Origin of the sequence: Paraburkholderia nodosa DSM 21604 (genome assembly GCF_000519185.1) — a bacterium.
Lineage (GTDB): Bacteria > Pseudomonadota > Gammaproteobacteria > Burkholderiales > Burkholderiaceae > Paraburkholderia > Paraburkholderia nodosa.
Genome location: NZ_JAFA01000069.1, coordinates 1 through 22322 on the forward strand (window position 1 = coordinate 1; position 22322 = coordinate 22322).

Consider the following 22322-nt stretch of genomic DNA (forward strand, 5'->3'; position numbering starts at 1 on the left):
GATCATGGCACCGTTCGTATTCGCGATGCCAGGCTTTGAGAGAATTCTTTGTTGGGTAGCCCAATTGCCTGATGGTGGCTCCGAGGCGCTTGCCCAGCTTCAAGTAGAGTCGGACCGCTCGAATGCGATCTTCGTATGAGAACATGAACTACCTCCCAGGTAGTCCAGGATTTTGGCCGCACCCCCCGACCGTCAACAATGAAGCGCCGTTGACGGCCTCGCCAGCGATGGACGGCCCCGGTCAGAATGGATCGCCAATGTTGTTGAGGTGGGGATCGTCGGGAGTGGAACGCTGTTCGCGCATCAGGTCATGCAGCGCGAGGTCATAGTGCATGCAGATCCGCGCGCGCAGATCCTCGATGAGTTCGACGACGGCGAGCGCCTGTTCGGGTGACCAGTTCTCCGGTATCAGGAAGTCGAGCCCACGGGTAATACCCGAAGGCAGGTGTGCCAGGCGCTTCATGATTTTTTCTCCGCACGCGCGCTGCTGCGTTTGCTGGCGCGCTGCTCGGCTCTTTCTCGCGCCTCCTTGACCCGGTAGGACTCGCCCTCGATGGCAATGACTTCGGCGCGATGTACCAGCCGGTCAACGAGCGAGACGACACAGGCGGCGTTCGGGAACACCTCGTGCCATTCGGAGAACGGTCTGTTGGTTGTGACCACAGTACTTGCCGAGCCGTACCTGCGGCTGACCAGTTCGAACAGCAGATCGGCATGGCGGTTCGAGTACGAGAGGTAGCCGACTTCGTCAATTACCAGTACGTCAGGAGAGGCATAGCGGCGCAGGCGCCGGCGTAGCGCCGAATCGCTGTCCAGTGCGGCCAGTTCGCCAAGCATCTGACCGGCGGTCGTGAACAGCGCGGTGTGACCGTGCACGAGCGCCTGATAGGCGAGATTGAGCGCCAGGGTCGACTTGCCGACACCATTGGGGCCGATCAACACGACGTTGGCGGTATCCCTGACGAACCCGAGCGACATCAGCTCTTCAACGGCAAGCCGGTCGCAGCGCGTGGGCCAGCTCCAGTCGAAGTCGCATAGCGGCTTGAAGTTGCCCAGGCGTGCATCGCGGATACGTCGCTCCAGCGAACGGCGGGCGCGCTCGTCCTCTTCCCACTGCAACAGCGGCGCGACCCACTGTTCGGCGGCCACATCGGACCAATGCGCGAGCAGTCCGTACAGACGCAGGGCGTTCGCGCGCCCCTGAAGACTCTCAGGCGTGTTCATCGGCGTCTCCCGCAAGCTGGTCGTAGATGTCGAGCCGGTGTGGTGTCACCAGCGTGTCCTTGTTGCGCAAGTGTTCGGGCAGGATGAGGATGACTGGCGGCGGTGCCTGCCGTGCCTCGCGCCGGCGCTCAAGCGCCAGACGTACCGGATTGGGATGAGGCGCCGCGCCGCTGGCAAGGGTTTCCTCGATCGCGGCCTGCAGTTCGGCGGGGCCATAGCGGTCGAGCAGTCGCAGCAGGTGCGTGGTGATGTTGCCCAGGTTGCCGCCGCGCTCAGCGGCGTGCAGCATCAGGGTCCGGCTGGCCGGCGCGGCTCGCGCCAGATGATCAAGACCGCGATGGTGACGGGCTTCGCGCTTCCTTGCGACGAGCGCATCGATGTGCGCGGCAATCTCGATCTGCGCGCCGCGATCGTAACTGCGTTCATGGGTGGCGAGCAGATCGGCGCCGTCGAGAATGCGTACGCGCCGGGGATCAGCGCATACCGTGAGCGTGCGTCGCACATGGGTATACGGGATCGTATAGTCGTTCAGGTCGAAGCGCACGTAGGGCGTCTTGCCGACCTTCACGGCGAGAAGCAGCTCACACGGGTACGGATTCTCCGGCAATGCGAGCAGGTTGGGCTGTTCTCGTTCGAAGGCCTCGCGCACGGTGATCGTGGGTTCTTCGCGGCAGGGTCGCTCCGCAGCGGGCCCCGCGCACCAGAGTGCGGCTTGCGCATTGAGATCGTCGAGGTCCGTGAATCTGCGCGCGGCGAAGAAGCTCTCACGTACAAAGCGGATTGCCCGTTCAACGCGCCCCTTCTCGTTGCCCCGTGCGACGGCCACCGGACGGGGTTCGTAACGATGATGCGCGGCGAACGCGAGCAGCGTCGGGTGGAAACGGATGGCATCACCCTGGCGCTCGAGCACGGCGCTACGCAGGTTATCGTAAAGCAGAACCCTGGGTACCCCTGACCATGTCTCGAAGGCACCGGCATGGCCAGCGAGGAAGCTGTCCATACGGGCATCGAGGAAGAAGCGCAGATAGATCTGCCGTGACCACGAGAGCACCATCACGAAGGCCATCAGCGGTCGTCGTGCCCGACCGATCTGCAGGTGACCGAAGCTGGCCCAGTCGACCTGCGCCTGTTCACCGGGCAGCGTACGCAGGCGCAGATAGGCCTCAGGCACCGGACGTGGCCGGTGCAACGAGATCAGATGCCGGAAGTGGTGATGACTGCCCCGGTAGCCGCGCTCATACACCATCGCATACAGGCGACTGGCCGTGAGCGAGGGAAACTTCTTCAGCGTCTCGTGGATGAACGGCAGATAGGTGTCGATCTGCGAGGCTCGCTGCACGGCGCCAATCCTGGGCAGGCCGGCCTGGGCCAGCACGCGCTGGACGGTGCCGCGGTGCACGCGCAACTGGCGCGCGATGGTGCCGCAACGCCACTTCTCCACGTGGTAATAGCGCAGGATCTGCGCCTCGAGTTCAGCTCCAATGGTCATCGGTCGTCTCCTGTTCTGTCAGTAGTAGTACGAACATCACGGAAGACCCGACGGCGCAGTGGCCCGATGCGTACAAGGCCCGAACAGATGCGGCGACAGAAGCGGCAAGGCGTCGATCCGGGCGCGGCGACAGTGGAGGTCGATGCGGTGGCCGTCGTCGTCGAAGTCAGTGGCAGTAGAGCATCGGCGACGGGTGTCGGGGAACGCTGATACGTCACTTTATTGAGGCGCTGACGATAGCGACGCATCCGTTCGGCATGTGCAAAGCGGCCACGACGACTGAGCTGATAGCGTTGGCCAGCCTCGCGCAGGCGGGCGCGGCGCGAGGCCTGTGAGCAGTCGCCACTGCAGTAAATCTGGCCGCGATCGCAACGGCGGCACACGACGACCTGCGCCCGGCAGCGGGCGCACAGAAAGAGGCGGCCAGTGGCCGGCATCGGCAGTCCCCGTCAATGCCGAAGCGGTATCGACGAGGCGGATCAGCCGTGCCATACTGGCCCGGCACCCGTACCCCGTTGTGCGCGTGTGGGGCTCGACACTGGAATGAACTTGGCGGTTAGGACCGGTGTCGGGCCTGTTTCTTCGGCGGTCAGTTGTAGTCGTTCTTCTACCGCATCCCGATCCCCGCGTCATCCCCCGGCCAGCCACACAGCTGCCGGCGCGTCTGCGCTCGCCCTACGGGCTCGCTCCGACGCACCGGCAGCTGTACCTCACGAGACGGCCCCAAGGTCGCCGGGCTAAACAGCCATAACGTCGCATTGCTGTGCCACGCCGCCATCTAATGTCGGATTCCGACCGCCGTTCACACCTGATTCATCAATGTCAGGTACGGAGCGGCGAAGTACCGCTCTTCATCCGATACATCCGTTGGGTAGGGTCTGCGTTTTTTCATCCCGCCAGGGTACCAAGTCTGGCCGAAAGTTCATAACACAGTCTAACGCTTGATGAACCGCAAAGGGGCATCCCAACACGACAACTAAGACATCGATCTACTGGCGACGCATCTTGTCGAGATCGAACAGATTCAGGGTTGACCCGTCCTGACTTTGACCTACCGGCTTCTGCGGCACGACAGGGTCGTCGTCTTTCATCAGGTTGTTGTCCTTACGATACGCACCCTGCACACCTTGAATGTAGTCGTAGCGGTTCGACGTGACAGCCTGCGCCTTATCCCGATCGTCGATGATGACCGGACGCAGGAATATCATCAGATTCGTCTTTTCGCGGCTCTTCTGCTCCGAACGGAACAGCTGGCCGATCCACGGCACGTCGCCTAGCAGCGGCACCTTGCTGTTGCCGTTCGCGTACTTATCTTCTATCAGGCCGCCGAGCACGATGATCTCGCCATCATCGGCCAGCACCGTCGACTGCACCGAGCGCTTGCTGATCGTCACGCCGCCCTGATTGTTCGTCGAGGCCGAATCGACGGACGAGGCTTCGGAATAGATTTGCAGCTTTATGATGCCACCGTCGGTGATCTGCGGCTTCACGTGCAACACGATCCCGACATCCTGTCGATCGAACGTGTTAAATGCGGTTACGGACGTCGCGGCATTCGCGGTCGGCGTGGCATATGAACCCGTCACTACAGGCACGTTCGAGCCAACGACGATCTTCGCCTCTTCGTTATTGAGCGCGATGAGGTTAGGTGTCGATAGGACGTTCGCGTCGTTCGACTGCGACAGCGCCTGCAACAGGCCGCCGAGGCCGAACACGTCGCCGAAGCGGTGCAGCAGGCCTACGTTCAGGCCGTTGTTCAGCAGGTCCGCGCCCTTCGTCGCGAGCGCTGCGGCCGGGTCGTTCGCGATGATCGCCCCCTGCGCGGTCAGGTTCACGATGCCCTGGCTGCCGTTGGAATTGAAGTTGGAGCTGCCGTAGAGACCGTTGTTTCCACCATTCGACAGCAGCGCACCCTGCCACTGGATGCCGAGATTCGCGTTTGTCGTCGCCGACAGTTCGACGATTAACGCCTCGATATATATTTGCGCGCGGCGGACGTCAAGCTGATCGATCACGCTGCGCAGATTGCCGTAGACGGCGTCCGACGCGGTAATGATCAACGAATTCGTCTCCGGATCGGCCTGGATCACCCCGCCGGGCTGGTTCTCTTCACCGTCACCGCCTTCCTTTTCGCCAAGAAACGCCGCGTTGTTGCCTTGACCGCCGTTGTTGCCGCCGCTTGCGAGTCGATTGCTTCTCATCGACGAGAATGACGAACCGCCCAAGGATCCGCCTGGCAGTGGCGGCTGGCCCGGTGTGCCCGCCGACGAGTCCATGTTGCCTTGGTTGAACGAGTTCGCGGCATTACCGCCCCCTGTGGACATCAAATCATTGCCGTCCTTGCCGAGCATGCCGCGCAGCGTCTTCGCAAGACGCCCGGCATCCGCGCCCCGCAGCTGCACAACGTGGATGTTACCGGGCCGCCCGGTTGCCGCATCAAGCTGCTTCGCCAGCGACTTCGCCTCCGCGAGGCGCGCTGCGTTCGACGCTCGCAGCATTAGCGAGTTCGTGCGCGGATCGGCCTGCACCGAGACTTTCAGCGTCGCATCCGTATTACCGATCGACCCAGGGTCGAGCATCTTGGTCATCTGCCTCGCAACGTCGATCGCATTCGCGTTCTTCAGTTCCACTACCTGCACCTGCTGGTCGGCCGCAGAATCGACGCCCGCGATGATCTGCGCAATGCGGCGGACGTTATCAGCGTAGTCCGTGACGACGATCGTATTATTCGATGGATAGGCCGCAACTATATTGCTCGGCGAGATGAGCGGACGCAGCACTGGCAGGAGGTTGTTCGCCGATTCGTACCTGAGGCGAAAGATCTGGGTGACGACCTGATCGCCGTGTGCCGAAGGCGCATTTCCGATGTACGTCGGCACACCCTCCACTTTCGCGTCCGCTTCGGGCACGACCTTGAGCACACCGTGATCCTGCACCAGCGAGAAACCCTGCATTCGCAGCGCAGACTGCAGAGTTTTCAATGCTTGATTCTCGGAAACAGGGTGCTCAGAGACTAGATTCAGTCGCCCTTCGACGTGCGGGTCAACAATGATCGTTTTCCCTGTCGCCGCGCCGACCGCCTTGGCGACCTGATCGATGCCGGCGTCGACGAAATTGAGCATCACATCTGCCTGCGCGGTATGGGCGGTAATCAATCCAGCCAGCAGCAATGCGGTTGCGATGCGACGTAAAGCCATACGGTTTGTTCTTGTGGGGTTAACAGTCAATGTGGATTTGCCGGCAGTTGAATCAACACGCACAGCGCTTTTACGTTGTGACAGTTTCCGCTTTGTTCGCAAGTCGTCCTCAAACTCCAGCAGGACCGCATGAGGCGAAACACGATCGCTACGCATGCAACGGTCGGAAGCAATCAGTCGCACGGCAGGAGCATGGCCGCCACATTGCAGAAGAGCGAACGACGTGGCGATGAACAGCGACGTCTAGAGGCCTTGACAGCCATGGAACAGCGCGCCCATCCGCTCCATCATCACGATGCAGTTGAGGCAGCCGAGCCGCTGAGCCGATTCCGACCACCAGCTCGGTGAACGAGGTGGCCAAATATTCTGACCGTCGGTACGCGGAGCCGCCTCACGACGCAGATGGGGACTGCTATTGCGAGACTGCCCTAGCACACTCTGAACTGATTCGAAGTAGACAGGGCCATCCTTGCGAGGACACTACGGACAAGAAAGTTGACAATCCAGCGCGGCAGTCGCATCACGCTCTCGAGCTCCAGCTCGAGAACATAAATGCATCCGAGGCGTGCTGAACCCGCTCGTCACGGGCCGCGACAACTCCGCGCAACGTTGGAGTCGACAGATCGACGTGTTCGACCAGCGCAAACCCGGTGGCAACGCAATCAGCTTGGACGGCGTCCAACTCCGCGCTCGCACCTAACCCCTTGGCAACGATGCACGAATCGTAACAGCGCAGGCTCGTTTTATATAAGTCGCTATTTTTTTTGGATGCATCAAGCACATTTATGAGTCGCGATTTGCGCCGAAAGGGTAGAGAGGTGGCCGCGCAAATTCGGACAATCGGATAAGGCAGTATGACTTTCCGTGAGGCATGGGCTGGCCCGGCGTGGGGAATCAAACGCGGGTTAGCATCGCTACCAGAGCCGCACGGTGTGGACAGGGCCACACCGTGCGATTTCCACCACGGAGGCCAGCACGCCTCGGCAATGGCCGCGTCCGCGCGCGTGCCACCGAACGCAATGCAACGCGGTTGTCCGTTGTCCAGCCAGCCGCGATGACAGCTATAGCGCAAGGCGTCGTGCCTGTTACCCGTATAGTGTAACGTCAGATTGCTCCCGCAGCGCCGACAGCGCAACAGTCCCGCCAGAAGAGCCTCGCCGTTCTTTGGGGCGCCAGCGTGTCCGGTCAGACGCAGGTTGCCATTGATCGCGCACTGGATCCGCTCGAATTCGTCCCACTGAACGTACCCGTCGTGGGCATTGGGAATGAGCGCAAGCCACTCATTCCGAGGTTTGCGGCGATCACGTTTGCGCTGTTCCCCGCCTTCGTAATTGATCGTGCATTCGGTCTTGCCATAGGCATACGCGCCACCGTAGATTGGGCTGGTCAGAATCCGGTATACCGTGCCGTAGCTCGGCCGTTTCCATTGGATTTCGCCGCGCGGCGTGCATGCCGGCAACTGCAGGCCGTGCTCCAGGAACCATAACAACGTCTGACGTACCGATCCAATCGCGCCGAACTGGCGGAACACCGAGCGAATGGCGTCCTGCACGCGCAAATCCGGATCCTTCTCCAGGCGCTGGTCCTCGGTCTTGCAGTACCCCCCCGGCGCCACGACGACGAGTTCACCGCGTTTGGCCTTCTCCCGCCGAGCTTCGAGCGAACGCTGGACGCAGCAGATCCAGCTCGTATTCGTTCAGGCTACCCTTTAAGCCGAGCAGCAAACGACCGTTACTCTGCCGTGGCGCGTACACGGTCTCCTGATCAATCAGCACCGTGTCGACTATGCGGCACACCTCAACCTGCTGCTGCCACTCGCGGCTGTTGCGCGCAAATCGCGAAACCTCGCGAGCGGCAACTGCGCCGACGTGCCCAAGACAGACCTCTGCCACCATTCGTTCGAAGCCCGTGCGCGTTTGCGTTCCGGCCGCAGAGCGCCCGAGATCCTCGTCGATCACTTCGATCTCCTCCCAGCCCAACTGGTGCAGACGATCCTGCATCGCATACTGCAGCTTCTGGCTCTCCAAATTGTGGCTGACCTGGTAGGCCGACGACTGGCGGACGTACAGCATGGCCTTGCGCGTCAGATGCTGTGCCCGAATCTTGTCACTCATCGCGCACCTCCGGCTCGTGTACGACGGCGAACAGCCCGCGACGGTGTTGCCGTAGCAGTTGCGCCAGCAAACGCACCGTCTCCTGCCGGACCTCCTGCGGCAGGTGCGTCCACTGTGGCGTCTTCGGAAAAGGATGAAACAGGTCGAGTTGAGCGCCCGGTTGCGGGCTGGTCTGGCGTCGCATCAGCACCTCCTGCACGGAGCAAAGGATGGTGCTCGGCTTGTACCATATCGCGCTGCCCGGCAGCAGGCGCTTGCGCCAGCAGGTGCTTCAGTTCCCAAGCTGACGGCGGGAGACGTTGCCGAAGTAATGCGACAGCAGGCAACGGGATCGAACATCCATTGCGGCACCTCCAGCAAGCCCGCCGTGTCGAACGGCTCTCGCGCACAGCGCAGCACTACCCCGGCGTTCTTCCTTTCTATCGTGGTGAAAATCCATACCGTGTGTCCGTACCACGGGTGCCAGCGATACAGAACATCCCTTGACTCGGTGATATGGGCGTTGTGTTGACGGCTTGTACAACCGCAAACGTCCTCATTCGAGCCTGGCGGATCAGACGCCGGATGAGGCATACTTCGCNACGCTGCCTGCGATCAAATCGGCAGCATGATTGCCTCGGACATCCCACTTAAAATATAGAAACCCTGTCCGAACGAGCGAGGCCACCTCTCCTGTCCGCTCGTCAGCCGGACGTGGAGGCTGCTGATGGACCACTCCCGGCAGATGTTCACAAGGACAAGTCAAGCGAACTTCGCAACGTGCATCAAGCGAGGAGTTGCATCGTGACGACTCAGACAAGCACCAATATGACCCGCTCACCAACTTCAATTACTAGCCCGAACCGGCAGGGATTCACGCAGGCTATCAAGAGAGATATGCCGCTCTCCGTCGGCTTCCTGAAGAACCCTGAACACCTTTTGCTCAGCGGGCGTGGAGATGACAAAGTCGTTGTACGCTTTCAGCAGGAGATTCCGATAAACCAAGAAGAAGGTTGCGTCGTGATCCGCGGACAGGTCCTCCGCCTGTCTGATGTACTGGAAGAAACGCCTTAGTATATGTAATCGACTTACGTTCACCACCTTATCGTCATATGAGATGGCGAAGAATCGGAAGAAGTCCTCAGCCGACGAAAGCCGGTGCAGTTTATCAATCATTGCTTTCATGTTGTTGCTCCGTATGACAAAGTTGGCCGCGAAGCCGTCCGTAGCGAGGCGGCGAGTTTTATGCCATCGTTAAGCGCTTTCTCATTGACGAAAGGTCTTAACTTGTCTGTGCCTTCTAACTTAGCGGCCGACGGCATGCAAGGACCATGCCTGTCTTACCTAAACCTGGAAGATGTTTCTAGCATGCATCGCCATTCCCGTTCACCGTAATAGGGGGGCGGTGTAACGTTGCCGCTGTCTGAATTGTCTGGATTGTGACAGCGCGGCGCGTTGCGCGAAGTGCATCCAGTCGGCTTCGGTTGCCGGCGAAACTTTACTAAACATGAGTTGGGACGTTGCTGGCGCAACTCAGTCTGCTCGCACCACTACGAACGGACTTCGCCGCCGGATAGGTCAAGAGTTTATCCGTCACGAGTTTGGTCTGCGGAAGCCAGCGGGGCGATTCGAAGCGTGTCGTTTGGTTACGACCAGCATCTGTTTGATGATTGACACAGTTCAAGCCTACATTTTCAAGCGTTTGCGGTTACAGCGGTATCGCCTGCGTCGATAAGACTTCCTTTAACACCTTGAAGCTACGCAGTTCCCTTACGCCCGGCAGGTGCAACAATTGTGCAGCATGTAACCGGTTGAAGCTTTCATTGCCGCGTGCTCGAACGAGCAAGATATAGTCAAACTGCCCGCTCACAGCGTAGCACGTTACGCAGCCCGACACCTTCTGCGCCGCTTTCTCGAATGCGGCAAACGCTTCGGGCGTCGAGCCGTCCAGCACGATCCCGATTACGGCGAACATGCCCGCGCCGATGGCCTTCGCGTCGAGCAGTGCGACGACTCTTCGTATCAGTCCCGTCTCCTTGAGCCGTTCCACGCGCCGCAGGCAGGCAGGTGTACTGCGTTTCACTTTCGCTGCAAGGCTGACAATCGATAGCGAGGCATCTTGCTGCAAGTGTCTGAGGATCGCGCGGTCTACGGAATCCAAGACGGCTATACCCTTCTGGGCGGCGACTGGATGCGCTATCAATTTCATTGCACTCATTTCCCATCTGACGAATTAGAGGCATTCGAAAAATGTATCGTTGTTACATGCGTTATCCGTGCAACTCGCTTTCCCTGAGCGAGAGTCGCTTGCGCTAACCATTCTATATCTGCTAACTTCGCGCCGTTATTCCGCCTGCGTTTCATGAGCGTGGCGCTAGTTTCTCAGTGTATAGGGATAACTTAGTTTAACGTCGAATGTAGACGTCCAAGATTGCAAACTTCAACTGATTAAAGAGAACGTCTATCGACTTGCGACGAGTCGCAAGTCGCGCGCCGCGGATCTCGCTTACCTGTTTTCTGTGGCGCAAGGAGATCTCCACCGTGCCCTTCCGCGCATCGCTTCACTCTTGATGACGACGTCTGGGGAGGGCGAGCTCAACAGCGTGAATAATTTGGCTTGTCGCTTACGCAGCCTCTGGGTGCACACTCGCCTCAGCAAGCCGATTCCGTACCCCGGGCAATAGTATTGCGAGCGAGCGTTGTGGCGCGGTACTTGCTTTCCTTCCTTGTGCAGATGCACATTGTCAAGACGGATATCGTTCTCTGTTAATTTTCCAGGAAAATCTATGATTTCCCAACGATCAAGCATATCGACAGAACCCGCGTGTGAATTTTTTACGTTCACGACCCGAGCAGCAAAAGAAGCCGCCGAGCTTGTCGCGCAGAGCCACGAAGCGCCGCTTTATATTCGACTGCGTGCCGAATTTCATGCGGGAGGACAGCTAGAATATTTTATTGTCCTGGTTGACTCCGTAAGCGATTCCGACACGAAGGTGTATACACAGGGCCTCACTGTGTTCGTGGACGAGACTAGCCTACGTTATTTTATCGGCACCCGGATCGACTATGAGGAAGATACCCCGCTTCCGCGCTTCGTGATTGACAGTCCGAGCGCATCAACATCTTGCGGCCGCAGTGAATCATTTTCCTCATGTCCGCGTTGACATCGTAGCATGCCGATATTTATACCGCTTGCACGTGGTCTCGATGCAGAACAAAGATGATGAATCGGCGACGCGCGGACCACCGAATGCAATGAGATTCGTGCAAGCCTCGGTTGGTTTGCGCGCTGGTATCAACAGTACCGGAATGAACGCACTTACGGGTTGATTCAGTCACCTAACACCCGTTGCCAGCCATATGTGAGTCCCGCTGGGCGAGCAATCTTGCTGGCATCAGCCTGCGGAGCACGAGTCGGAACTGCGCCGGATCGACGCATACCGTGGCGCGCACACGGGTACCGGGTTCAATCTCGATGCCAGACGCTGCCGGCAAGAGCCGCGGACTCTACAAGGGTCTCGTCGCTTGCCAGCTTTGACTGGATCCGCAATGCACAGAACCTGCTCCTGACAGGGCCACTGGCGCCGGAAAAGACTGCTCGCCTGCGCCTTCGGCCAGCAGACTTGCCGACACGGCCTGTCCGTGCTGTACGCGGGCTTCGCTCGGCTATTTGAGGTATTGAAGCGACGATCACGCCGGCACGCTCTACTCGACCATTACCAACCAATTCCCTCGAACACTGGAAGCGCCCGGCTCAAAACCCCCACGCTTGCCGATACGATACTGGACATCCATTAAGCTCACAAGCTTGCAGCGAAGGGGCGATTCGATGCGCAAGAAGGACGTGCCTGGTCCGATCTCGAACAGTCGCAGTAGAATTGAGCTCTACGCCGCACGCCCCCTAGCCTGTTCGACTTCACCGAAACGGCCGCTCAACTCGCCGGAAATAGGCAGCCGCGCCTCAGTCCTGGACGACGGTTCGTCGCAACAAACTTGACGGCGATCAAATTGATCGGGATCGACGTGGCGAACGCCCGAGCGAAGCATTTGGCGCAGCGCACGCCTGATGGACCGTGGGAATCTGCACTGGACGCAGGTGTCGAGCTTCGGGTCATCGAGCTTGTCCGCGCCGATCGAATTTTGACCCGGGGCCTTTGCACTGGCGCTACTATGCCGGAAGCGATAGCTCTCGTTTCCGGTTTCAATGACTTGGCAGTGATGCGCGAGGCGGTCCAGCAACGCCGTCGTCATCCTCGCGTCGCCGAACACGCTGGACCATTCGCCGAACTCTAGATTGGTAATCGCCACGCTCTTGTGTTCGTACGGTCGGGCGAGCCGATGGAAAAGGAGCGCCCCGCCGACCCGGCTGAAGAGCAAATATCCGAGTTCGACGAGCATGACCAGGTCAAGCCGCAGTACGCTAGCCGGAATCACCCCGCGCGCCTCTGTTCCCTCTCCCGTTCCACGCGCAGTGGCGAGATCCACCGTCGATTCGAAGCGCGCACCGCTCGGCGTGCTGAACGATGCCGGATACGCCAATCGCGGTCACGAGATGATGTCTTGCTCAAACCCGGTCCGCCGACCAGGACCAGTTTGTGTGCGCCCTCGGTAAAGCTCATGTCGGCCAGTGCATGACGGGCTTGCGATAGACTGGCGAGCCATCGCAGTCGAACCCACCCAGATCGCGATCCACCGGGAACTTCGCCAACCACATCTGGTGGTTGACCACGCGCACGGCCCGATCGACGCTCTCAGCGGCAAGCAACTGCTCAAGCGACCGCCGCCCCGTTGACTGTTCAAGCTCGCCCTGTTCGAGCAGCTTAATCGAGGCAGCTGCTATGCCTTGCATACGTAGCTCCTGAGTTCTGCGATCACATCACGCATGGCCAGCGGCTCGGCGCGCGCCGTCCATCACCCAGTGAGAGTTTCCAGTCTTCTCGCCCAGTTCAAATGCCATGTGCAGGCGGCCACCTAGCGTCGTATTCTCCCTCGGAGGCTGTGTCAGACGCGTCCATTTGCGTGCTCCTAGGAGAAGATGAGTGTGCGAATCCCGCTTTACACCAGTCGGGCTTACTGCCGCTGCCTTCTCTCATTGCGTCAAGTTAATTCATCGAGATTTGCAACTTCCAGCAGGGGCTTTTAGGGAATAGATGCGAACCGGACGACGGAGCGCGGTCATACTTGGGTGCTGTGGACAACTAGTCAAAAAGTCGTGCGGACCGCGCTCCGCCGAGCGGCCACGCACGATCGCCCACGTCGAGGGGCTGGGCAAACCACGCCTAGGCAACAACCATTCTGCCATCAGCGAACAAGGTCATAACTGTAATCAGTCTTCGCAATATCGACCGTACTCGCATCGAGCTTTTCGAAGAATTCGTCCAGTAGTGCCAATAGAACGCGCAATCCTCCCTCATACCCCCACGTCGGAAAACGGTGATAGTGGTGCCGGTCAAAAATAGGAAACACGAGTCGCACTAGCGGTGTCCCCGTATCACGCTCCAGGTACTTCCCATGAGTGTTGCCGATCAGGAAATCGACTGGTTCGGTAAATAGCAGCGAGCGCAGATGCCAGAGATCGCGCTTCGGATGGGCGTTGCATCCCGCACCGTACGGCGACGCGTCCAACAACGCCTTGACCTTCTCTGCCCAGCCGTCGTTACCGTTTGTCGACACAACATGCACCGGCTCTGCACCGAGCTCGAGCAGGAATTGCGTGTAACCTAGCATCTGATCGGGATCGCCGTAGAGTGCATAGCGTTTGCCATGGAGAATAGCCTGACTGTCCGCGATTGCATCAACGAGTTGCCCGCGCTCCCTTTCCAGTTCAGGTGGAATCGGTTGGCCCGTGACACGCGATATCTCCATGAGGAAATGGTCGGTACCAGCAACGCCGACTGGCGAATTCAGCACAATTACCTCTTGGCCGTGTTCCGCGATGAACTTCGCCGTCTTTTCGCAGCAATACTCCTGGAAAATGAACGTTGCTTTCGCATTCAGTGCACGTTCAACTTCTTCCTTTGTGGTCCCACCCTCAAACATGCGAAATTCGCCATCCGTCGGTGTATTCCATGTGTCGGAAGGATCGCAGATGATGTTGACGCTCACCCCGAACAGATCGAAGATACGTCGAACCTCCTTGATGTTGCCCACCACGAAACCGTCAAAGCCACCGATAAAGTTTACCCTCTCGTCCTGCACACGTATGAGTGGTGTTGCGGTACCGGCCTTGCCGTCCCAGAAGTGTTTGAGAATGCCCAGTAGAGCATTGTCGTAACCCGTCACGTGACTGCCGACAAACGCAGGCGTATGAGCGAACGGCACATCGTAGTCTTGCGGAACGCTCCCCTTCTGCTTACTATTCTTGATGAATGCATCGAGGTCGTCACCGATGACCTCTGCCATGCAGGTCGTCGATACGGCGATCATCTCGGGCTTATAAAGGTTGTATGCATTCGCCAGACCGTCGATCATATTATTGAGGCCCCCGAAAACCGCCGCGTCTTCGGTCATTGACGAACTCACGCACGACGTCGGCTCCTTGAAGTGCCGCGAAAAGTGTGAGCGGTAATAGGCCACGCAGCCCTGAGAGCCGTGCACGAACGGCAGTGTTTTATGAAAGCCGTTTGCCACGAATACGGCCCCCAGAGGCTGGCAGGCCTTCGCTGGATTGATGGTTAGCGAGTCGCGCGCGAAGTTTTTCTGCTTGTAGTCTTCAGTCTTTGTCCATTCGGCAACCCCCCTCACTGCCTCATCAGGATGGTTGAACTCAAAATTTTCCTTCTTGTTGCGCAAAAGCGCCTGATATTCCGGCTCGCGAAAGAGCAGTTCGTGATCGAGAATGTTGTCGCTTGATTGGGGCATGACTCGCTCCTGAATCGATTTCCTGAAGAGCCTTCCGGCGACACGGCCGTATCGCCAACGGGCCGCCTGGCTCACGCTGCCTTTTTCCACGGCGCCTTGGAAAGAGTCCAGACAGGACTCGAAATTGCCATGTCCATGTCGCGCGCAAAGATCGCGAATCCGTCGTAGCCGTGGTACGGTCCTGAATAATCCCAACTGTGCATCTGGCGGAACGGAACACCCATCTTCTGAAAGACGTACTTTTCCTTGATTCCTGAACCGACGAGGTCCGGCCGCATGCGTTCGACGAATTGCTCGAATTCGTAGCCGGTCACGTCGTCGTAAATTAGCGTGCCGTCGTGAATGTGATGCGTAGTGCGCTGATAGTCATCGTTGTGGGCAAATTCGTAGCCGGTGCCAACGACTTCCATGCCGAGGTCTTCGTACGCCCCGATGACGTGGCGCGGGCGAAGGCCGCCTACAAAGAGCATCACTTTCTTACCCTCGAGGCGCGGCTTATATCTCGCGATTACCGCATCCACCAGCGGGCGGTATTTGGCGATCACCTTCTCGGCATTGGTCTTGATCGTGTCGTCAAATCGGCTCGCGATCTCTCTCAGGCTCCTTTCAATCATTGTAGGGCCGAAAAAGTTGTATTCCAGCCAAGGAACACCATACCTCTCTTCCATATGCCGGCTGATGTAATTCATCGACCGGTAGCAGTGGAGCAGGTTAAGCTTTGAGCGCGGCGTATTCTCCAGTTCAGCGAGCGTACCATCGCCCGACCACTGCGCAATAACGCGCAAACCCATCTCCTCAAGGAGAATGCGGCTTGACCATGCGTCGCCACCGATATTGTAGTCACCGATGATCGCAACGTCGTACGGAGTTGACTCGAGCGCGGAATGTTTATTCGGATCGACCCGGTCGAACACGCAATCGCGAATCGCATCGTTCGCGAGATGATGCCCAAGCGACTGCGATACGCCGCGAAATCCCTCGCAGCGTACGGGTACGATTGTGTGCCCGCCATACTGGGCGCTCTTCTTCTTCGAGACTGCCTCGATGTCATCGCCGATTAGACCGATCGGGCATTCGGTTTGAACCGATATGCCTCTGTTGAGCGGAAACAGCTCCTGAATCTCATCGACGATTTTGTCGAGTTTCTTGTCGCCACCGAACACGATGTCCTTCTCCTGAAAGTCAGAAGTGAACTGCATCGTGACAAACGTATCGACTCCGGTTGTTCCGACGTAGTAATTGCGGCGCGAACCCCACGAATACTGGCCGCAGCCGACGGGCCCGTGACTGACGTGAATCATGTCCTTGATCGGTCCCCAGACCACGCCCTTTGAACCGGCATATGCGCAGCCGCGAATCGTCATCACACCAGGCAGCGACTTTATGTTGGACTTCACCCCACAGTCCGGCCTACCCTGCTCGAAAGTGCCCAAATGCTTGGCCCGCCGCTTGGCCATCTTTTCCGGGTAAGCAAGCAGCACTTCGTCAATGAGAGCCTTGTGAGCTGCCTTACGTTCTTCAACCGTTTCGGTCATTGCATATCCATAAGTGGAGAAATATGATTGCCGGAATCGGTTGCCGTACGCCGCACGGCAACCGTCATCCCCGCAGCCGTCAGGCGGTCGGTTCAGCCGCTGTCTTGCCAACTTTCGACTCATCGACCTGCACCATGATTCCTTTTTCCATCAGGAGATCTTCGAGTTGGTCCATCGTGATCGGCGTTGGGATCACGCCATTGCCGGCGTTGTTATGCACCTTCTCTGCAAGCGCGCGATACTGAGCGGCCTGTGCACTCTCTGGCGCGTACTCGATCACCGTCATGCGGCGTAGTTCCGCATGCTGCACGACGTTGTCGCGCGGCACGAAGTGGATCAGACGTGTGCCGAGCATCGCTGCGAGCGATTCCGCAAGCTCGAGTTCCTTGTCGGTCTTGCGCTCGTTGCAAATGAGGCCGCCCAAACGCACACCACCGCTGTTGGCATACTTGAGAATCCCTTTTGCGATATTGTTCGCAGCGTACATAGCCATCATCTCGCCTGACATCACGATATAAATCTCCTGTGCCTTGTTCTCGCGAATTGGCATTGCAAAGCCTCCGCACACCACGTCGCCCAGCACATCGTATGAGACGTAGTCCACTCCGTCGTAGGCGCCATTCTCCTCCAGGAAATTAATCGATGTAATCACACCGCGACCCGCGCAGCCGACACCTGGCTCAGGACCGCCCGACTCCACACAGCGTATGTCTTTGTAGCCAATCTTCATGACATCCTCGAGTTCGAGGTCCTCCACAGAGCCGGCTTCCGCCGCCAGAGAGAGAATTGTGTCCTGCGCCTTCGCATGCAGTATCAGCCGTGTCGAGTCTGCCTTCGGATCGCAGCCGACAATGAGGATTTTTTGCCCGAGGTCGCTGAGCGCCGCGAGCGTGTTTTGCGACGTGGTCGATTTTCCAATCCCGCCCTTTCCGTAGAAAGCGATCTGCCGAAGTTGAGCCATCGTGGTACTCCATTGAGATAGAAGGATTAAACCAAGGTTGCCAATCAAGGCTGCAAAGCCGCGATCATGTGCTCAGCGTGCAGTGTCCATATGATCTTCTTCTGTGGAGTCACGCATCGGCCGGATGGTGTCCGCGCGAATCGCCATAGAGCAGTTTCTATGCCAACGCTCCAGAGTCGTTGGAATGCCTTGCAAATCGCGCTCTCAGCAAGCGTGCCGGCATTGCGCCTACCGACGTTCGCAGCGTCGACTTCCTGACAAACCGTGCGTTGTTGTCGCAAACCAGATTTGCACCACCATTTTCGGCCCGCCTCGGTCAATGACAGTGGGCCAGCAAGAGAGGGATTGGTGGTACGGAAGTTGCAAACGAAACTCCATGCTTCTTGACCAATTACGAACTGTCACTGCCATTTCACAAGCTATTCAAACTTGAGAGGAAAACCTAATGCACGATATGACTATCGACAAGGAACTTGACCAGACTGTTTTTGCCCGCTTGCAGCTCGAAGGCCGTTTACTCAATGCAGTGTTCAAGGGCCCCACCAGTACGCCTCGGCGCATCGGTTTTCGCGGCGAACTCGCGCTGCGCTTCGGACCGCAACTCGCTGACGAAGCCCGTCCGCCTGAGCTGTCTTGCGAGCAGGTCACGGCAGTGGCCGACGTCGGCGACCCGCATCTCATATTTTTCGCGGGGTGGCTATTGAGTTTCGAACATCTGAAAGACGTCGCCGAAGTGTTGGGAGACGCACTCTCGCCCAACGGAAAGTACTTTCTGTTCTGCGACAACATCGATCTTTCGAGTCGCTATCAGGTGCACTATCAGGGCGCAGTATTCTACGTCCTGCCTATCGTGGAATCGACGGTCTACAACGAAACACTTGAGCTCCTGTATCTCGATAAGGCAGAGCTGAAGAAAAAGGACACCGCGGGAAAACTCGATGCGGTCGCCGACGCTGGGTCGAAGTTCGACTTGTGTTTCGACTCCATCAGTTACGCGCAGGGACTCGAACTGATGGGTCCAGTCCGTGATCCTAACGAAAACAGACCGGTTTAAGTTGTGTTTCGCCACGGCGCTTCCTCATGAAGACGCCCCATGCACGCAAGCTATCACAACGCTCACGCAATCTAACTGGAGAATTTCCATGGCATTGCTAATCGATGCAGCCGCCCGTCGAAAAGGGAACGGTCAAAGCCTCCCGCACGCTGATGAAGGTCTGCAAACTCGTGCACGTTCGTCAGTCGCTAGATGGCTGTCGGCGCACGACTTTCCGGATGCCCATTCCTGCAGCGTTGACGGCATAACGCCGCTGATGCTCGCAGCGATGCATGGGGAATACCGTATCGTCGCCGCGTTGCTCGACGAAGGTGCACCCGTCCGTGCGCTCGACGACAACGGAAACGATGCGCTATGGTACGCATGTCTATACGGAACGCCCGAGCCGATTCTACTGTTGGTCAGTGCCGGTCTTAATGTCGATCATGCCAATGCGCATGGCGTCACATGCCTGATGCAGGCAGCAGCCAGCGGCAGAGTCGACGTCATGTGGTTGCTAATATCCCTTGGTGCGAGTGACAGCTTGGTCGCGCCAGATGGGCGAACTGCTTTCGACATGGCCACGGATTTTGGACTACAGCTGCTGCTAACGGTAGACCGCCTCAAAAACGCCATGCGCGAATCGTCGCGTTTCGCCGACGATGCTCCGTCGCACAACCTTGCGCATTGAGGACAACGTCTCATGCCTCTTTACGACTATGTATGCCGCAACTGCAATTTACGGTTCGAGACACTCGTACGCGCCAATTCGTTGGCGTCCTGTCCGCGTTGCAGCGGTAATGCGCTGGACAAGGAGGTCAGCGCACCATCGGCCCCTCCACGCAACAAGGCACTCATTACGGCAGCACGCCGCCAGGCCGCTCGTGAAGGGCATTTGAGCAATTATTCTGCGGATGAGCGCACGCAATTATTGCATCGAACTTGAAGCGCCCCAAGGAGCTGGCGCCTGTCACTCCATATCTGCCTTGCAAAAAAGTTAACTCCAAGGAAAATTATATGTCGCCGCAGTCTATTTACCTCAGCATACAAGAATTCCCCGCTGTAAATCCCGGAAACGGCAAACAACTCGGTAGACTTGCGGAAATTTTCAAGCTAGTTGTCGCCTCAACGATTAAATTTCAGGCGGCCTTCTTCTCCAGGAGACGGTTTGGGGCGACGCCCTGGTTGTCGCTTCGATCCGGGTTCAGGTGCGCAGCATGTACCCGCTGCCAGTTGCGCGTGGGGCCTTTCCATCGCAGCGGGTTGTGTTGCCGTGCAGTCTCATAAAGCGCCACTCGTCGATCCAGAATGTTCTGGTCGAGGTTGGCATGGCGCTGCGCCGGCGTCACGAACTGGATCGCGCTGTGACGATGCTCGTGGTTGTACCAGCGCACCAGCGCGCCCACCCAGGTGCGCGCGGCGAGCAGGGTATCGAACGCCTTGAGCGGGTAAGCGGGCCGGTACTTCAAGGTCTTGAACAGCGACTCAGAATAAGGGTTGTCGTTGCTCACGCCCGGGCGACTCAATGACGGCATGACTCCCAGCGCCTGGAGGGTAGCGAGCATCGTCGCACCTTTCATCGGGCCACCGTTATCCGAATGCAGAATCACCTGGTTGGGCTGTATCGCTTCGCGCGCGCAGAGGTCCTTGAGAACTTCGCTGGCCAGCGCGCTGCTTTCCTCGGCATAAACCTGCCAGCCGACGATCTTTCGGCTGAAGACATCCAGAAACAAGTACAGGTAAAAATACTGTCCACGGATCGTCGTCGGCAAATACGTGATGTCCCAGGAATACAGCTGGTTCGGCGCGTCGGCGCAAACCGAACGGGGTTTGCTGCGAGCGTGGGCCGGCCGCTCGCTGCGCCGGTGGGCGAGTCGCTTCTCGGCCTTCAGTACCCGGTAGAACGTCGATTCCGAGGCGATATAGCGTTGCTGGCCTGCCAGTCGCGGCACGATCTGGCTTGGCGGCACATGACCGAATTCGGCCGAGTTCGCGACTGCCAGAAGCTCGGCGCGTTCCTCGGCAGAGAGCTTGTGGCGCGGCTCGTGGTGCCGTAACGAGCGCCCGTCCACCGCGTCAGGTTCGCCGCGCTGCCAGCGCTGAACTGTGCGCGCGCTGAGCCCCAGAATCTTGCACGCGTGCGCCTGCCGAGCCCCGGCCAGGCTCGCCTCGTTGATGAGGCCGATCAATGCCTTGCGCTCTTCAGGGGCCGTCATTCGGCCTCGTCCCCGAGGAGCGCGCGGTACTTTTTTCGCAGCACCAGTAGCGCCGCAGCTTCGGCCAGCGCCTGCTCCTTGCGCTTGAGCTCACGCTGCAGTTGCACATTGGCCTGCTTCAGATCCCGCACTTCCCCCTGGGCGCTCTCACGTCGGCTAGCGGCTGCGCCGCCGGCGCAAAAATCCGCACGCCACTGCACGAGATGATGCGCAAACAGGCCGCGCTCCCGACACCAGCCGTTCAATGCTTCGTCCACCAGGCCGTGGCTCTCCTGCAAGGCCATCAGGCGTTCTTCCAGCGACCAGTCTTCCGGACGTTTTGCATGTCCAGAACTCGAGCTCCGGTTCGCGGCGGTGGTGCCTCTCATCCAATTCCTTAATGTCAGTACGTTCACGTTCAATTCGTCAGCCACGGCTCCAACCGTTCGGCTCCCGCGCTGCACAACCTTCGACAGCGCCTGCTCCTTGAACTCAACAGAATACGTTTGTTTCGTCTTCAACTTGTACCTCTGACTCTTCTTGATAAGAAAGTTCAGAGGCGACAACTACTATGACGCCGGGGGCTTGCAAACACAATTCAGTATGTCTCTTCTGTGTGTCTGACCGGGATTTTCACATGGACAATGCCCGCATACTCGCAGCGCGTGGATTCCTATATCGAATCATTTGACAGATTCATGCCTGACACGAGAGCTACGGCCGCTCAGGATTTTATTGGTCGCTCTTGGCCCGGGTCAGGGGCATATCTTGAGTCAGATCATCAACCCCCAATATCGCGTAACTACAAAGTCAATGATCCGTCTGCTTTCGAAGGGAGGCGCCAGGCGATTATTGAATCGTTACAATGGAGTACACGTCTCAAAGAGTTTTTTTGCGAACGGCCAAACCTATGACTGCGTTCCGGTGATGGAGCAACCTGCTGTCCGGAGATATCAAAGAAGGCAAATCGCAACACCTCCACAGTTAGCGTCAGGGACAACCCTCACCCGTGACCTATCCAGCCGATCGGTAGGGTCGTCTGAACAGTTGCAAAACGGTGTGAATCCGGTAGGCTGTGGTACGGGCAGCGTCCCCTTGAATAGAGTCTTGAATAGAGTCACATTGGAAGAGCTTAGTCAGTTTACGACAGTAGCTGCATATCACAGAAAGGCGCCTCCACCGATGACCAGGCTCCCGTCAGGCAGCGAATCAGCGAGCGCACCCTTTATCGCGAGTCAATTATAAATCGAACGTAAGGACGAAGTGATGCCCATGTTCTCGATCTCAGGCAATACGGACGGACTGCGGGCGAGCGAGTGCCGCCATGCGGTTGAGCACGCCTGCACGAATCGAGACTTCGGTTGCCTGGGAACCAATCTCGCGTGCCCACAGGCAGGATCCCGTGAGGATCTTGAGCCGGTACATCAGGGTCTCAGCCAGCGAGCGACGGTGGTAGCCACTTGCCTGCTTCCATTCACGTCTGCTGCTTTGTGCTATCGAGTCGATGGCGGCATTGCGCCAGGCCGCGCCGGGAGTGCTCTCTGGCCACGGCGTCGCGCCCTCACGCGGCGGAATCGGCGGGGTAGCTCCGCGCGCCGCAATCCGTGCATGGCACGCCTTGGTGTCGTAGGCGCCGTCGCCACCGATGGTGTCGATTGCCACGTCAGCGGGAATCTGGTCGAGCAAATCAGGCAACACTTCGCCATCGCCTTCGTCCTGATGAGTCATCAGTGC

19 protein-coding genes and 2 pseudogenes are annotated in these 22322 nt (G+C 58.4%); 4 read left to right on the forward strand and 17 right to left on the reverse strand.

The annotated features are described in order from the left end of the window. Window positions 1-241: 241 nt before the first annotated feature. The 10 genes and pseudogenes from A3CW_RS0142010 to A3CW_RS0142045 form a co-directional block, all read right to left on the reverse strand. On the reverse strand, window positions 242-463 hold the full coding sequence (locus A3CW_RS0142010; RefSeq protein WP_028208868.1) for a hypothetical protein: 222 nt from the start codon (window positions 461-463) through the stop codon (window positions 242-244). Beyond that, window positions 460-1224 carry an IS21-like element helper ATPase IstB gene (istB, locus tag A3CW_RS0142015; protein ID WP_028208869.1) on the reverse strand — a complete coding sequence of 255 codons (765 nt, stop codon included), beginning with the start codon at window positions 1222-1224 and terminating at the stop codon, window positions 460-462. Before istB ends, A3CW_RS0142010 begins: the two co-directional genes overlap by 4 nt. Continuing rightward, window positions 1211-2665, reverse strand: a complete 1455-nt coding sequence (istA, locus tag A3CW_RS0142020) for an IS21 family transposase (RefSeq protein ID WP_456152328.1) — start codon at window positions 2663-2665, stop codon at window positions 1211-1213. The genes istB and istA overlap by 14 nt, the downstream gene beginning before the upstream one ends. Before the next feature lie 856 nt (window positions 2666-3521). Next, window positions 3522-3605: pseudogene (locus A3CW_RS54170) on the reverse strand (IS5/IS1182 family transposase); the annotation flags it as partial. 97 nt (window positions 3606-3702) lie between these two features. Further along, on the reverse strand, window positions 3703-5910 hold the full coding sequence (gene gspD, locus A3CW_RS0142025) for a type II secretion system secretin GspD (RefSeq protein ID WP_028208871.1): 2208 nt from the start codon (window positions 5908-5910) through the stop codon (window positions 3703-3705). Between the two features lie 520 nt (window positions 5911-6430). Further along, the gene (locus A3CW_RS53695) at window positions 6431-7462 is read right to left on the reverse strand and encodes a recombinase family protein (protein WP_211254134.1); all 1032 of its coding nucleotides are present in this window, start codon (window positions 7460-7462) and stop codon (window positions 6431-6433) included. A gap of 73 nt (window positions 7463-7535) precedes the next feature. Then, window positions 7536-8024, reverse strand: coding sequence for a recombinase family protein (locus A3CW_RS53700; protein WP_211254135.1), 489 nt, complete (start codon window positions 8022-8024; stop codon window positions 7536-7538). Continuing rightward, the gene (locus tag A3CW_RS0142035; protein ID WP_028208872.1) at window positions 8017-8208 is read right to left on the reverse strand and encodes a hypothetical protein; all 192 of its coding nucleotides are present in this window, start codon (window positions 8206-8208) and stop codon (window positions 8017-8019) included. The genes A3CW_RS53700 and A3CW_RS0142035 overlap by 8 nt, the downstream gene beginning before the upstream one ends. 641 nt (window positions 8209-8849) lie before the next feature. Beyond that, on the reverse strand, window positions 8850-9188 hold the full coding sequence (gene nifW, locus A3CW_RS0142040; RefSeq protein ID WP_028208873.1) for a nitrogenase stabilizing/protective protein NifW: 339 nt from the start codon (window positions 9186-9188) through the stop codon (window positions 8850-8852). Window positions 9189-9711: 523 nt separating this feature from the next. Then, complete coding sequence (locus A3CW_RS0142045; protein WP_028208874.1) at window positions 9712-10212, reverse strand: Lrp/AsnC family transcriptional regulator; 501 nt, start codon at window positions 10210-10212, stop codon at window positions 9712-9714. Window positions 10213-10789: 577 nt separating this feature from the next. Here A3CW_RS0142045 and A3CW_RS51820 point away from each other — a divergent pair. Next, window positions 10790-11167 (forward strand): HesB/IscA family protein, encoded by a 378-nt coding sequence (locus A3CW_RS51820; RefSeq protein ID WP_081772076.1) that lies wholly within the window; start codon window positions 10790-10792, stop codon window positions 11165-11167. A 721-nt stretch (window positions 11168-11888) separates the two neighbouring features. Here A3CW_RS51820 and A3CW_RS54360 read toward each other — a convergent pair. From A3CW_RS54360 to nifH, 5 genes are all read right to left on the reverse strand, one after another. After that, on the reverse strand, window positions 11889-12542 hold the full coding sequence (locus tag A3CW_RS54360) for an ATP-binding protein (protein WP_281175182.1): 654 nt from the start codon (window positions 12540-12542) through the stop codon (window positions 11889-11891). Between the two features lie 76 nt (window positions 12543-12618). Then, complete coding sequence (locus A3CW_RS54365) at window positions 12619-12852, reverse strand: ATP-binding protein (RefSeq protein WP_028208876.1); 234 nt, start codon at window positions 12850-12852, stop codon at window positions 12619-12621. A gap of 452 nt (window positions 12853-13304) precedes the next feature. Then, a complete protein-coding gene (gene nifK, locus A3CW_RS0142060) occupies window positions 13305-14864 on the reverse strand; it encodes a nitrogenase molybdenum-iron protein subunit beta (RefSeq protein WP_028208877.1) in 1560 nt (519 codons plus the stop codon). Between the two features lie 71 nt (window positions 14865-14935). Continuing rightward, complete coding sequence (gene nifD / locus A3CW_RS0142065) at window positions 14936-16399, reverse strand: nitrogenase molybdenum-iron protein alpha chain (RefSeq protein ID WP_028208878.1); 1464 nt, start codon at window positions 16397-16399, stop codon at window positions 14936-14938. A gap of 79 nt (window positions 16400-16478) precedes the next feature. Next, entirely contained in the window at window positions 16479-17360 is an 882-nt protein-coding gene (gene nifH, locus A3CW_RS0142070; RefSeq protein WP_028208879.1) for a nitrogenase iron protein, read from the reverse strand. Between the two features lie 445 nt (window positions 17361-17805). Between nifH and A3CW_RS0142075 the strand changes: the two genes are divergently transcribed. The 3 genes from A3CW_RS0142075 to A3CW_RS51830 all read left to right on the forward strand — a co-directional run bounded on the left by A3CW_RS0142075 (window position 17806) and on the right by A3CW_RS51830 (window position 19339). Next, complete coding sequence (locus tag A3CW_RS0142075; RefSeq protein ID WP_028208880.1) at window positions 17806-18414, forward strand: hypothetical protein; 609 nt, start codon at window positions 17806-17808, stop codon at window positions 18412-18414. Between the two features lie 88 nt (window positions 18415-18502). Next, complete coding sequence (locus A3CW_RS49500; protein ID WP_051482074.1) at window positions 18503-19084, forward strand: ankyrin repeat domain-containing protein; 582 nt, start codon at window positions 18503-18505, stop codon at window positions 19082-19084. Window positions 19085-19096: 12 nt separating this feature from the next. Beyond that, window positions 19097-19339 (forward strand): FmdB family zinc ribbon protein, encoded by a 243-nt coding sequence (locus tag A3CW_RS51830; protein ID WP_081772077.1) that lies wholly within the window; start codon window positions 19097-19099, stop codon window positions 19337-19339. 193 nt (window positions 19340-19532) lie between these two features. Here the strand turns inward: A3CW_RS51830 and A3CW_RS0142085 are convergent. Together A3CW_RS0142085 and A3CW_RS0142095 are read right to left on the reverse strand one after the other, a co-directional pair. Further along, window positions 19533-21109: pseudogene (locus A3CW_RS0142085) on the reverse strand (IS3 family transposase). A gap of 763 nt (window positions 21110-21872) precedes the next feature. Next, the coding region (locus tag A3CW_RS0142095; protein WP_028208883.1) for an IS5 family transposase at window positions 21873-22322 on the reverse strand (450 nt) is incomplete at its 5' end.